This window comes from Carboxylicivirga caseinilyticus, from assembly GCF_050589785.1.
Classification (GTDB): Bacteria; Bacteroidota; Bacteroidia; order Bacteroidales; family Marinilabiliaceae; genus Carboxylicivirga; species Carboxylicivirga caseinilyticus.
Window position 1 is genome coordinate 32632 of the sequence record NZ_JBNGOX010000026.1, and the last position, 14190, is coordinate 46821.

Below are 14190 nucleotides of genomic sequence, written 5' to 3' on the forward strand. Positions count from 1 at the left end.
AGAAAATAATGTAATGAACCGAATTCACATCACCATACTTCTTGCCTTATTCTTAACAGCGTGTTATAATCAACGTCCTAAATTAGAGATTAAAACTTATAAAGAGGCTGAAATAATGCCTGATGCAGAAGATCTTTTATGGGAAAAGACTGGGAGAGGTCTGCATGCTTCATTTGGATCAACTGATATGCGTTATTCAAAGTATCAGGTTCCAATGGAGATTGTAGTTAAAGATATGGAACTGTCTGCCTGGAGAGGTGAACGAATAAATATGCAATTGGTTTTGTGGACGGTTTCTGATTTAAAGCAGGTTGAATGTGTTTGGCAACCCTTGGTGAATGAGTCCGGAGATAGTATCATTACTGATAATATTAATACGCGTTTTATACGGTATGTTGTTGCAGATGAGTATAAAAATGGTTGTGGGCTACGTTCAAATGACCTTGAATCTGCTCACCTGGAGCCGGATGTTCTGGATAATTTGTCAGCAATGGATATGGCCGGTAAAACAGTTAGGCCGGTATGGATTTGTATTGATGTTCCGCAAACTGCTCAACCAGGTATTTACAGTTCATCAGTTAAGATTTACTCAAAAATGAATTCGCCACAGGAATTAAGGATTAAATTATATGTTCAGGATAGAACAATACCCTCTATTGCCAATCGCGAGTTTCACCTTAATCTTAAGCAAAATCCCTTAGCAATAGCTTTGTGGCATGATGTTAAACCATGGAGTGAGGAACATTTTGAGGCAATGAAGCCTTATATGCAACTTTTAGCCAAATCGGGCCAGAAAAGTGTAAGCTGTTTATTGTATGAAGGTGTAAGTGAAGATGTGACTTTCAATACACCAACCTCGATGATAAAATGGTCTAAGACAAGTGATGGTAATTGGAAGTTTGATTTCAGTATACTTGAACGATGGATTCGGTATATGGATGCAATGGGGATTAATAAGCACATAAATCTGTATTCTATTTTACCATTAAACAAGCAACTGTTTTATCACAATGAAATTAATGGTACCAATACACTAATTTCACTACAGGAAGATAGTGATGCAAGAAGAAAAATATTGAAGGCTTATTTTTCAAATCTTAGTCAGTTTTTGACTGAACAGGGGTGGATGGATAAAACAAGTATTGTTATTGAAGATAAGAATCAGGAGAATCTAGCTGATTTTATTTATTGGATGAGAAAATATGAGCCTGAATTTCAGATTACTTTAATTACCAAAAGATATCGTCCAGAATTACTTGATAGTGTTCAACATTTGGGATTATCAGCGCAATATATTACAGCTGAGTCGATGATTGAAATGAAAAAGACTGATGATACAAAAACAAGTCTTACTATTGACTGTTCGTTGGAAAGACCTAATTTATTTACTTTTTCTTCCCCTTCGGAAGCTGCCTGGTTTGGTTGGTTTGCTGCTGCTCATCGTCTTGATGGATTATATTATTCAGGATTCAATGATTGGACTGCAGAACCATTGATTGATGGAAGAACAACAGACGCTCCTTCCGGAGCGAATTCTCTTATATATCCTGATTGTCGTAGTTCAGTAAGATTTGAAAAATTGATGGAAGGAATTCAAGACTATGAAAAATTAAATCTTCTGGAAAAAGACTTAACTAGTATCCAGTTGGAGGAATTGCATAAACTTCAGTCACGTTTTACAGTGCATCGCATGGATGATAACGAAGCGGCCATTGTTGTTCGTAAAGGCCGTGAAATTATTAATCGTTTATCTGATCTGTAATTCATCAAAAAAATATAAAACCATGAATAATGTCATAAATTTTATGGCAACTGTGTGGTTATTTTGTTCAAATTGAAAACAAACCCTTGTTTTTTTAGTGTACATTACTAAAAACGATGTTTTTATCGTTAGAGGGATAAATAAACCTTTATTATATGAAAGTATTAATTACGTTATTAATGGGATTATTTTCTGTGGCAATAATTGCACAGGATAAATCCGAAGGATATCAATTTGAGACAATCTATGATCTGGATGCGACATGTGTAAAAGACCAATATCGTTCAGGAACCTGTTGGAGCTTTTCCGGATTAGGCTTTTTTGAATCAGAGATGATCCGATTGGGTAAGAATCCAGCAAACCTTTCTGAAATGTTTGTGGTTCGTCACTGTTATTCTGATAAGGCTGAAAAATATGTAAGACTGCATGGATCTTTGAATTTTGCTGGTGGAGGTGCTTTTCATGATGTTGTTTATGTTTTGAAGAACTACGGCATGGTGCCGGAAGACGTATACTCAGGACTAAACTACGGCGAAAAGAATCACGTTCATGGCGAGATGGATGAAGTATTAAAAGGGTATGTAGATGGTGTTTTAAAAAATAGGAATAAGAAACTTACAACAGCCTGGAAAAATGGTTTAGAAGGTATTTTGGATGCGTATTTAGGAGAGTTGCCAGAAACTTTTGAGGTAGAAGGTAAAACATACACTCCACAAAGGTATGTGAAAGAAGCTATGGGAATCAATCCTGATGATTATATTCAGGTTTCATCTTACTCGCATCATCCATTCTATTCAAAATTTATTATAGAAGTACCTGATAACTGGATGTGGGGAGAAGTATATAATGTGCCTTTAGATGATTTAATGAGTATTTTCGAAAATTCCTTGAAAAGCGGTTATACTGTTGGATGGGCAGCTGATGTTAGTGAAAAGGGATTCTCTTATAGAAATGGATTAGCCATTGTTCCTGAAAGTAATATAGAAGAATTAGCCGATTCGGAACAATCTAAGTGGGAAGCAATGACAGAAGCTGAGCGTCAAAAAAGATTGTATAGTTTTGATGAACCTGTTACAGAAATGAAAATTACGCAGGAGATTCGTCAGGAGGCATATGATAACTATGAAACAACTGATGATCATGGAATGCAAATTACCGGTATGGTAAAAGATCAGAATGGAACCATTTATTATAAGGTTAAAAATTCATGGAATACTAATAATAAATATGAAGGTTATTTGTATGCTTCAGATGCGTTTGTTAGATATAAAACCATGTCAATAATGATTCATAAGGATGCTTTAACTAAGGAATTGAAAAAGAAATTAGGGATTAAGTAAAACTTATCAAAAATGCTAAGAGAAGGGCGATTTACAAATCGTCCTTTTTTTATGCCAATTCAATATTTCAATATCTTTCTCTAATGAAAGCAAGAGTTAATTTTTTAATTGAATTTAATTGTGTGTAACCGTTTGGCTCGGTGTGTAATAGTAATTAGGTAATGAATTATTTCAATATACAAGGGTAAAGATTTTTTAAAAAAGTTTCCATTTTTAAAAAAAAGTTCCATATTTGCATATGTTAAAATGTGTAAACAAAAGATGATATTTAGTTGTTTACATTAACAAAAGGAACAAGATTACATTGTTGAGTTAAAAAAGGTTAATTAATTAAATTAAGGTTGCTAAGTTTATAACCTTTTTAAGTCAATTTAGTATAAAGAGTTATGAAGCTTTCTTCATAAGTTAGGGTTAAGGTTAGGTTGAAGAAGGAATGTTCGAAATGTCGGGCATTCCTCTTTTTTTTAACAGTTATTCGAACAATTAGATTGGATTAGATGTTATATAATAGAAGAATTTATTCATAGATTTGGATTTTAAGTTAGGGTTAGATGAAAAGAGAGGATAGCAGAGTCCTCTCTTTTTATTTAAACATTAAGCTTTTCTTCGTATATCCTGAAATTTTCAAGATCAAATACTGCAAAAATAAGCTCGTTCGGTACCTTACTCGATTCTAAAAAATGTCTAACCGTATTTATTGCTATGTCAGCAGCCAATGATTTGGGATATCCATAAACCCCAGTGCTAATATTTGGAAATGCAATTGACCAGAGATTATGTTTTTGTGCTAATAATAGACTATTGTAGTAACAATTGGCAAGCAATACATCTTCGTTATCATTTCCTCCATGCCATACAGGACCTACTGTGTGTATCACAAATCTGGACGGTAAGTTGTATCCTTTAGTTATTTTAGCCTCACCCGTAGGACAGCCATTCAGATTTCGGCATTCTTTTAGTAATTCCGGGCCGGCTGCACGATGTATGGCACCGTCAACACCTCCACCTCCTAATAATGAAGAGTTAGCTGCGTTTACTATGGCATCTACCTTTAGTTGGGTAATATCGGTTTGTATTAATCGTATCATAATGGAAGCTCTTTATTAATTAAATTTATAATAAGAATTAAATTATATCAAAATTTGAGAGATAAGATCAGACAAGTTTGAACTTTTGGATCATGATTTAGTGATTGTAGTAATACAAAAAAAGCGAAGCCTTTCGACCTCGCTTTTATTTATTTTTAATTGTTAAATCTGTATCGCAATAGTACTTCTAACAAACTACTGACTACAGACTAAAAACTTAATCTTATTTTCTAATCTGTGCACCCAACTGATGCTCGTATGTCGACATTAGCTTATTCATAATTTTATCAATCTGCTTATCTTTCAGGGTTGAGGTTTCATCCTGAAGAATAAAGCTAACTGCGTAAGATTTTTTACCTTCACCCAGTTTTTCGCCTTCAAATACGTCAAATAACGAAACACTTTTCAATAGTTTCTTTTCTGTTTTTAGGGCTATTTGTTTAACCTGGGCAAATTTTACATCCTTGTTAAGTACAAGAGCTAAGTCGCGTTTTACCTCTGGAAATTTCGAAATCTCCTTATAGATAATCTCTTTCTTAGCACTTTTCTTTAATAGCAAGTCCCAATCGATTTCGGCATAGTAAACAGCTGCATCAATATCAAATGCCTTTAAAAGCTTGCCATTGACTGTGCCAAATGTTATAACTGTTTTGCCTGCAGAATAAGCTAATCCTTCACCCAATAAATCAGAAGTTGTATCTTCTTCTTTAAAATCATCGAACGACAATCCTAAACGAACCAGGATGTTTTCGATATGATTTTTTAAATCGAAAAAGCTGGTTGCTTGTTCCGAAGTGTTCCAGTTGGTTTGTGTTTTATTTCCGGTAAGAAATAAAGCCAGACGCTGGCCTTCGCTATAATTATTTAAATCTGTTTTTTCTGATTCCGGTTTAATGGAGTAGCAATTACCGAATTCGAAAAACTTAAGATCTGAATTTCTACGGTTACGGTTGTGCTGAATTGATTCCAAACCGCCAAATATTAATGTCTGGCGCATGCCATTCAAGTCGTTGCTTAAAGGATTGGCTAATTCAACTACCTGATTGCGTGGATAGGATTCCAAACCTTCGTAATAATCTGCTTTAGTCAATGAGTTACACATGATTTCATTGTAACCAACCGACATTAATTGATTGGCAATACGGTTTTTTACTTTATGATCATCAGGCTTTTGTGAATACACAATGGTGCTGTGCACCGTATTGGGCATCTCGATATTATTGTATCCGTAAATTCTTAAAATGTCTTCAATTACATCTGCTTCACGTTGCACATCTACACGGTAAGGAGGAACTGATAGTTTTAAACCTTCAGTTGTTTCTTCTGTGATTTCCATTTCCAATGCAGTCACAATTGCTTTAATTCTGTCTGTACCTATTTCTTTACCAATTAAGCGTGCCACATTCTTGTAGGAAATGGCTACCTCAAATGGTTGAACAGGAGACGGGTAAATGTCAGTTATCTCGCTTGAAATGGTCCCTCCGGCTACTTCTTTAATCAATAAAGCAGCACGTTTAAGAGCATAAATGGTAATGTTTGGATCAATACCGCGTTCGAAACGGAAGCTGGCATCTGTGCTTAAGGTATGACGTTTGGCTGTTTTACGAACCCAAACCGGATTGAAGTAAGCACTTTCCAAAAATACTTTGGTAGTAGCTTCACTAACACCACTTTTACTGCCTCCGAAAACACCGGCAATACACATTCCTTCTTCTGCATTACAAATCATCAGGTCATTATCTGATAATTCGCGTTTCATCTCATCCAATGTCTCAAATTGAGTTCCATCAGCCAGAGTCTTTACAATAACCTTATCGCCTGTAATTGCTCCATCAAAAGCATGAAGCGGCTGACCAAGCTCGTGTAAAATAAAGTTGGTAACATCAACAATGTTATTGATAGGGTTCAGACCAATTGCTTTTAAACGGTTTTGTAGCCATTCTGGTGATTCTCCAACTTTTACATCGCTAATGGTAACACCACAGTATCGGGGACATGCCTCATTATTTTCAACGGTTACAGTAACCGGAAAATTATTATTATCAATTTTAAAATCGTCAATAGAAGGAAGAGTTAATTCAACAGCTTCGCCACTTTGTTTAAGGTAAGCTGCTAAATCGCGGGCAACACCATAGTGAGATGCGGCATCTATACGGTTTGGAGTAAGATCTACTTCAAAAACAGTATCATTTTCTATTTTAAAATGATCTTTGGCCAGAGTGCCTACCTGAACATCAGAAGGCAAAACCATAATTCCGGCATGACTTGTTCCCAAACCAATTTCATCTTCGGCACAGATCATACCTTCAGAGACTTCACCACGGATTTTTGATTTTTTAATGGTGAAACTTTCATCTCCATCATACAAAACTGTTCCAACAGTGGCAACGACTACTTTCTGACCGGCAGCTACATTGGGAGCGCCGCAAACGATTGGAAGAGGTTCATCTCCGCCAACATTAACAGTAGTAACACTTAATTTATCAGCATTAGGGTGACGTTCACAGGTAAGAACTTCGCCAATTACCAAACCTTCCAATCCGCCTTTCACAGACTGAATCTCCTCAACGCTTCCAACTTCCAAACCAATAGAGGTAAGTATTTCAGAAATTTTTGTCGGAGCTAAATCAATGTTTAAATAGTTTTTAAGCCAGTTGTATGAAATGTTCATATGTAAATATTTTCTCTCGTTAATTTCAGTAATTCAGCTACCCGAGTGGGATTATAAGGAGTAAAAAGAGCTAATTCAATCACATTGTTTTCAGCCTTTAATCACTCACTAAAACTGATTGTTTTTTTAACAGCCAACAAAAGTAATGATTTTGATTTCTGATTGCTAATAATGAAGTTAATTTTCAAATAATCAGATATTGAAATTTACTGGTAGAAATTAATGCTAAAAAAAATATCATTTAATAATGATATGAAAATTGATTATTATTAATTGTTTCATGGATTCACTCTCAGTGCTTATACAACAATTGGATGTTTTTTTTGTAGCTTTTTGTAGCTATATTAACAATACATATCTTTGAAGAATAAAGATAAAAGAAAAATGCAAAACGCTTCGGACGGTAAACCCTTAATATTAGTAACAAATGATGACGGTATTAAGGCTGGTGGATTGGTTGCACTGGTAAATATGTTAGTTGAGTTTGGAGATGTGGTGGTGGTGGCACCTAATCAATCATATTCTGGTATGTCGCATGCTATTACGGTTAATCACCCTTTGTATGCAAAGTTAGTCAGAGAAAAAGAAAACCTGAAGGTATATAAAGTAAATGGCACACCAGTTGACTGTGTTAAATTAGCTATTAATCAATTGCTTAATAAAAAGCCGGATTTACTGGTTTCCGGAATAAATCATGGAGCTAATTCAAGCATCAGTCTGCATTATTCCGGCACCATGGGTGCAGCACGAGAAGGTGCTTTGAGTAAGGTTCCTTCCATTGGTTTGTCATTACTGGATTACAGTTATGAAGCCGATTTTACCGAAGCGGTAGTGTATGCCCGTAAAATAATTAAAAAGGTTCTTATGAATGGATTGTCTGCCGGTGCATATCTGAATGTTAATGTTCCGGAAACATCTCCATTAAAAGGTTTGAAGGTTGTTAGACAAGCGAATGGAAAGTGGAAAGAGGACTTTATCGAGCGTACTGATCCTCGTGGCAGAACCTATTATTGGTTAACCGGTCGATTTGAAAACCTTGAGCCGGATGCAACTGATACAGATGAATATGTTTTGTCTCAGGGTTATGTTTCGGTGGTGCCTTGTAAACTTGATTCTACTGATCATGAGTTGATTCCTCAATTGAAAGATTATGAATTGTAAATGCAATAAACTGATTATTGGCCTTGCCATTGGATTGATCGTACCCATTTTAATGTCTGTATTGTTATACCATTCCCTTTATCATGGAGAAAAGACTTATTGGCCATTTTTGCAGGAATTGGTTCGGATGGGTAATATAGGCAAACTACTAAGCATAAGTGTACTGCCTAATTTGATCATTTTTTTTATTGCAGTTAATAAAGAACGATTACTGGCCGCAAGAGGAATTGTTACAGCAACATTAGTATATGCGATTGTTGTGCTGATTTTTAAATTTATGTTGTAAACATATCATAGAAAGATATTATTCATGCGATATTATTTAATTGCAGGTGAAGCTTCGGGCGATTTACATTCGTCTAATTTAATGAGAGCCATCAAAGAGAAAGATCCTGAAGCTGAATTTCGGTATTGGGGTGGTGATTTGATGAAGGCACAAGGAGGTACATTAGTTCGCCATTATAAAGATACTGCAGTAATGGGAGCATGGGATGTATTGATGAATTTGGGTAAGATCAAAAAGAATTTTGATTTATGTCAGACTGATTTGATGGATTATAAACCAGATGTGCTTATTTTGGTTGATTATGCCGGATTTAACCTTCGCATGGCAAAATTTGCGCATCAGCATAATATTTTGGTTTACTATTATATTTCTCCCAAAGTGTGGGCCTGGAATCAAAGTAGGGTAAAGAAGATAAAGGCTTCTGTTGATCGTATGTTCACCATTTTACCTTTCGAAACTAAGTTTTTCGAAAAGCATGGAGTTGATGTAAAGTATAGTGGTAATCCTGTATTGGATGCCATCCATAATCGACCTAATAAAGAGGAATCATTTGATACCTTTATTGAAAGAAATAAATTAGATAATCGACCCAAAGTTGCATTGCTGGCAGGCAGCCGGATAAGTGAAATAAATTACAACCTGCCTGATATGTTGAAGATGGTTGATAAATTTCCACAGTATCAGTTTGTGATAGCCGGTGCACCATCGTTTGAGCTTAAAGATTATCAACCATTTATAGAAGATGCAGATGTTGCTGTTGTTTTTCAGCAAACCTATGAATTGGTGCAAAATGCAAGAGCTGCATTGGTTACTTCAGGTACGGCTACTCTGGAAACAGCTTTACTTAATTGTCCGCAGGTAGTGTGTTATAAAATGTGGGGTGGTGGATTTACCGACTTTGTTGCCAAAAAGATTTTAATTAAGGTAGCTTATATTTCTCTGGTCAATCTTATTCTGGATAAAGAGGCAGTGAAAGAACTGTTCCAGAAATCGTTTACTCTGGAGAAGCTTGAGAATGAATTAAAAGCCTTGCTGGATGATTCGCCTGTTCGAAAACAGATGTTATTGGATTACGAAGAATTACATCGTATTATGGGCGGACCCGGATCAAGTTTAAAAACAGCAACTTTAATGTTGGAATCATTGAAAATAGATAAAGAAAAATAGAATTACCTATGATAGCATTATTAAAACGCGAAATTTCTTCTTTTTTCAGTTCGATTACCGGAGCACTTGTGGTTTCGGTATTTCTGTTGATTACAGGTTTGTTTATTTGGGTTATCCCGGGTGATTTAAACCTGATATTTGGCGAATACGCTACATTAGATTCGTTGTTTTATATTGCTCCCTGGGTTTATTTGTTTTTAGTTCCGGCCGTTACCATGCGTTTGTTTGCTGATGAAAAAAAATCGGGTACCCTGGATTTATTATTAACCCGCCCTATTTCTTCATTTGAAATTGTTTGGGCTAAGTTTTTGGCAGGACTACTGGTAGTAATAATTAGTTTATTGCCAACATTCATCTACATGTTTTCGGTTTATCAATTAGGTAATCCGGTTGGTAATATGGATATGGGAGGAACCTGGGGTTCATACATTGGATTGTTTTTTCTTGCTACAATCTATGTTGCCATTGGAACATTTTCATCAGCCTTAAGCGATAACCAGATTGTTGCTTTTGTCATCGCAGTTGTACTCAGCTTTGTTTTTTATACGGGTTTTGATTCTGTCTCAGGTATTCAAAGTTTAAAAGGAATAGCTGAAGCCATCCGGCAATTGGGGATTGATGCACATTACAGTTCGTTGAGTCGTGGAGTCGTTGATTCACGTGATGTAATTTATTTCTTCTCCGTGGTTTTTGCCTTTTTGTATTTTACCAAAATGGTTTTGTCGACAAAGAAAAACTAAACCCAGTCAAAATTGATTAAGCAATGAAATTCAATATAAAAGCCATAACTCAGTTAGTCGTTTTATTAGCCGGATTGATCATCCTCAATCTAATAGCATCTCAGTGGTTTTTTCGCATCGATTTAACTTCTGAAAAGCGACATACTTTATCCTCTACTTCTGTAAATATGCTAAAAGAATTACCATCAGAGGTGTTAATTAAAGTATATCTGGGAGGAGAATTAAATGTTGGATTTCAAAAACTTTCACGCGCTACAAAAGAGATGCTGGAAGAGTTTCAGAGTGTTGGTAAGAAAAAGATTGATTTTCGTTTTCTTGATCCAAATGATGGAAATGCCGATGAGAAAAAAGCCTTATTAGAACAGCTTCGGGAATATGGATTTGAACCACAACCAGTTTTTGAGAATGCGGAAGACGGACGTCAGATACAATCATATGTTTTTCCTTATGCTTTGATCAATTTTAACGATCGTATAATTGGTGTCAATTTATTGGAGAATCTACCTGGTAAAGGAGGAGCTGAAAATCTTAATATTTCTATTGAAAGTCTCGAGTATAAGCTAACTGATGCTATTCGTCGATTAACAACAGATGAAATGCCAAAAGTTGCTTTCCTCGAAGGACATGGTGAGTTGGATGAACTGGATGTTATTGAAGCAACCGATGCATTATCCCATTACTATCAGGTTGATCGGGGACGATTAGGAACCGATGTTACAATATTAAACGATTATAAGGCAGTTATTGTGGCCAAGCCTTCAAAGTCTTTCTCCGAAAAAGATAAGTTCATTCTGGATCAATACCTGATGAATGGAGGGCGTTTACTTTATCTGATCGACGCTGTTAATATCACTTTGGATAGTCTTAGGAAGGAGCCACAAACGCTTGGTTTATACAATGATGTAAACCTTGATGATCAATTGTTTCGTTACGGTATCAGGGTTAATCCGGTTTTGGTAGAAGACATACAGGCCGGACGAATTCTTATGAATGCCCGTCCGAACGGACAACCTCAATTGGTTCCTGTACCTTGGTTATACAGTCCTTTGTTAACTCCTTCGGGTGATCATCCGGTTACACGAAACATTAATATGGTGCGTGGTGATTTTACCTGTACTATTGACACTGTCGGTTCTGAACTTAATTTGAAAAGAACGGTGTTATTAACTACTTCACGCTATACAAAACTAAATGGAACGCCTGTTTTTGTTACAATGGCTGATTTTAATAAGAAACCGGTTCAGGAGGAATTTAGTGCTTCTTTTATGCCTACAGCTATAATAGAAGAAGGTGTTTTTACATCCGTTTTTCAGAATAGACCTGTGCCTAATGAATTAAATTATGCTTCATCTAAGGTTAGGACTTCAAGTTTGCCAACGCGATTAATGGTCATTGCAGATGGTGATATAATCAAAAATGAAGTACGTTTCAAAGAAAGTAATCCCAGGATTACACCATTGGGATATGATGAAGGCTCTCAGCAGGTTTATGGCAACAAGGATTTTATTGTGAACGCGGTTAACTATCTGTGCGACGATGATGGTTGGATGCAATTAAGAGGTCGTCATTTAACATTGCGATTGCTTGATCGTGCAAAATTATCTCAGGGCACAGCTAAATGGAAATGGTTAAATGTTGGTCTACCTGTTGTTTTGGTAATATTCGGTAGTTTATTATTCTTTGTTATCAGAAAGAAGAGATACGGTAAATAATACCTTAAGATAGGTTTTTAATAAATACATTGATATTGTTAAAAACTTATGAAAAAAGGATTGAACTGGCACTTTATTCATGTATGTATTTTAGTATCTTTCGGCTTGTAAACAGATATGAATAAAAGATTTTATTAATCTGTCTAATTAACTGTTTTTTTGATATATTTGATAAAAACTTAAATATTAGAATAAATGAAATTTGTAGTTTCCAGTACAGAATTACTTTCACATTTACAAGCTATCAGCCGCGTAATAAGTAACAAAAGTACTTTACCTATCCTCGATAATTTTTTATTCGACTTAAAAGATAATAAGCTGGTTTTAACAGCATCAGATTTGGAAGTAACAATGGTAACTTCACTTGATCTGGAAAATTCCGACGGAGAGGGTATAATTGCTTTACCTTCGCGTATTTTGCTGGAAACCCTTAAGAAATTTCCTGAACAGCCATTGAATTTCGATATTAACATGGATAACTATGGTGTTAGTATCATTACCGAAAAAGGTAAATTTAGTGTTGTAGGTCAAAATGGTGAAGATTTTCCTGAATTACCAAATCTGGATGGAGACAAAAGTTCAAGTCTGCAAGTATCTGTTGATTTGCTTCAAATGGGTATCAACAAAACTTTATTTGCTACAGCCGATGATGAGCTTCGTCCGGTGATGAATGGTATTTTGGTTGAGTTGTCACCAGAAAATATGACATTTGTGGCTTCCGATTCTCACAAATTGGTTCGATATCGCAGAATGGATGCAAAAACTGATTTTGAAGCCTCATTCATTCTACCTAAAAAACCGGCTGGTTTATTGAAGAATGTATTACCAAAGGAAACAGGTGACGTGGTTGTTGAGTTTGATGACAAAAATGCCTTCTTTACCTTGCCCAATTACAAATTGGTTTGTCGTTTGGTAGAAGGAAATTACCCAAGCTACAATGCTGTAATTCCTCAGGATAATCCTTATAAGGTAATTATTGATCGTAGTGAATTCCATAATACTTTGGGTCGTGTTTCTATTTTCTCTAATCAGGCAAGTAACCTGGTGAAATTGAAGATGGCAAATAACGAATTAACTGTATCTGCTCAGGATATCGACTTTAGTATTTCAGCATACGAACGTATCAGTTGTCAATATGAAGGTGATGAAATGGAGATTGGTTTTAAATCAGGTTTTCTGGCTGATATTTTGGATAATCTTAATTCAACTGATGTAATTCTTGAATTGTCAGATCCATCTCGTGCTGGTATTTTATTGCCTTTTGAAAATGGAGAAAACGAAGATGAGTTAATGTTGTTAATGCCAATGATGATTAATGTATAATTCATTTATTTATATAGAGATCCGCTTCTAAACAGAAGCGGATTTTTTTTGCTCTCTACTTTACTTTTAACTTTTCTTTAACTGTGTTTAACCCAACCTTAACCAAATCGTTTGGAGCTGTTTAATAAATTTGGATCAACAAAATGAATAAATAATAATTGTAAATCGAAAAGAAAATGAAACGGTTTGGATTATTAATACTAGTAGCAGTTTATGGGAGTGCACTAACTATTGGTACATTCAATGTTTTAGACTTAAAAAGTAATCAGATTGTAAAATCAGAAATAGTTTCTGCCTTTTCTAATGGTGGAATATTGTTTGATTTTAATCAACAAGGAGATGTTGACTCAATTGAGTTCGACGATATTTCTGACGATGTGTTACCGGTGGGCGAAATATCTACATCTTCGCAGCTTTCATTCTTCAGTAATTATCATCAACAGATTTATGTAAGCTCCTTTCTTACCTGTTTTGACAACGATCCTTTTAGTCAAATGTACAGGTCTTCAGTATAGAGTTTTCCAACTCTCATTTCATCAATTATCATTTTTTGCTTTTGTCTTTACAGGCAATGTTTTGTTTAACCTTTTAACGTAAAAGAATATGTTAGAAAGTTGTAAAACTGTATTAAATGGTGTTCATGACGACAAGTTCCTTTTTCGCAAAGAATTGATTAAATCTCTTTCATGGCTTGAGGCTGATGATCAAGTGAAACTACAGGCATGGGTTAGAAAGAATTTCTATAGTGAACACGCAGATATAATTGAAGAAATATTGAATACAAAGTACAATTTTGCTTCATAGCTACATCTCAATAGTGTGTGTCATTTTATATGGCACATGCTTAATCTGTTAACATTTTCAGATAAGATCATCATGTTGTAAGAATTATATTCTCTTACCAACAAGTGATGCACATACACTCTAATTCTATTAAACT

The 14190-nt window shown here is 35.2% G+C and carries 12 protein-coding genes; 10 read left to right on the forward strand and 2 right to left on the reverse strand.

The window, feature by feature from the left end:
• The first annotated feature begins 13 nt into the window (after window positions 1–13).
• Both ACRD62_RS13695 and ACRD62_RS13700 read left to right on the forward strand, forming a co-directional pair.
• A complete protein-coding gene (locus ACRD62_RS13695) occupies window positions 14–1762 on the forward strand; it encodes a DUF4091 domain-containing protein (RefSeq protein ID WP_430820671.1) in 1749 nt (582 codons plus the stop codon).
• Window positions 1763–1917: 155 nt separating this feature from the next.
• On the forward strand, window positions 1918–3102 hold the full coding sequence (locus tag ACRD62_RS13700; protein WP_430820672.1) for a C1 family peptidase: 1185 nt from the start codon (window positions 1918–1920) through the stop codon (window positions 3100–3102).
• A 587-nt stretch (window positions 3103–3689) separates the two neighbouring features.
• Here ACRD62_RS13700 and ACRD62_RS13705 read toward each other — a convergent pair.
• Together ACRD62_RS13705 and pheT are read right to left on the reverse strand one after the other, a co-directional pair.
• A complete protein-coding gene (locus tag ACRD62_RS13705) occupies window positions 3690–4190 on the reverse strand; it encodes an O-acetyl-ADP-ribose deacetylase (protein WP_430820673.1) in 501 nt (166 codons plus the stop codon).
• Window positions 4191–4413: 223 nt separating this feature from the next.
• Window positions 4414–6861 carry a phenylalanine--tRNA ligase subunit beta gene (gene pheT / locus ACRD62_RS13710; RefSeq protein WP_430820674.1) on the reverse strand — a complete coding sequence of 816 codons (2448 nt, stop codon included), beginning with the start codon at window positions 6859–6861 and terminating at the stop codon, window positions 4414–4416.
• Between the two features lie 384 nt (window positions 6862–7245).
• Here pheT and surE point away from each other — a divergent pair, with 384 nt between their 5' ends.
• The 8 genes from surE to ACRD62_RS13750 all read left to right on the forward strand — a co-directional run bounded on the left by surE (window position 7246) and on the right by ACRD62_RS13750 (window position 14054).
• The gene (surE, locus tag ACRD62_RS13715; RefSeq protein ID WP_430820675.1) at window positions 7246–8022 is read left to right on the forward strand and encodes a 5'/3'-nucleotidase SurE; all 777 of its coding nucleotides are present in this window, start codon (window positions 7246–7248) and stop codon (window positions 8020–8022) included.
• The gene (locus ACRD62_RS13720; RefSeq protein WP_430820676.1) at window positions 8012–8308 is read left to right on the forward strand and encodes a hypothetical protein; all 297 of its coding nucleotides are present in this window, start codon (window positions 8012–8014) and stop codon (window positions 8306–8308) included. Before surE ends, ACRD62_RS13720 begins: the two co-directional genes overlap by 11 nt.
• 24 nt (window positions 8309–8332) lie before the next feature.
• Window positions 8333–9475 (forward strand): lipid-A-disaccharide synthase, encoded by a 1143-nt coding sequence (gene lpxB, locus ACRD62_RS13725; RefSeq protein ID WP_430820677.1) that lies wholly within the window; start codon window positions 8333–8335, stop codon window positions 9473–9475.
• 8 nt (window positions 9476–9483) lie between these two features.
• A complete protein-coding gene (gene gldF, locus ACRD62_RS13730) occupies window positions 9484–10215 on the forward strand; it encodes a gliding motility-associated ABC transporter permease subunit GldF (protein WP_430820678.1) in 732 nt (243 codons plus the stop codon).
• Window positions 10216–10238: 23 nt separating this feature from the next.
• Entirely contained in the window at window positions 10239–11927 is a 1689-nt protein-coding gene (gldG, locus tag ACRD62_RS13735) for a gliding motility-associated ABC transporter substrate-binding protein GldG (protein WP_430820679.1), read from the forward strand.
• A gap of 195 nt (window positions 11928–12122) precedes the next feature.
• Window positions 12123–13250, forward strand: a complete 1128-nt coding sequence (dnaN, locus tag ACRD62_RS13740) for a DNA polymerase III subunit beta (RefSeq protein WP_321410754.1) — start codon at window positions 12123–12125, stop codon at window positions 13248–13250.
• Window positions 13251–13426: 176 nt separating this feature from the next.
• Window positions 13427–13765, forward strand: a complete 339-nt coding sequence (locus tag ACRD62_RS13745) for a hypothetical protein (RefSeq protein WP_430820680.1) — start codon at window positions 13427–13429, stop codon at window positions 13763–13765.
• An 88-nt stretch (window positions 13766–13853) separates the two neighbouring features.
• Window positions 13854–14054, forward strand: a complete 201-nt coding sequence (locus tag ACRD62_RS13750) for a hypothetical protein (RefSeq protein WP_321410750.1) — start codon at window positions 13854–13856, stop codon at window positions 14052–14054.
• Window positions 14055–14190: the final 136 nt, after the last annotated feature.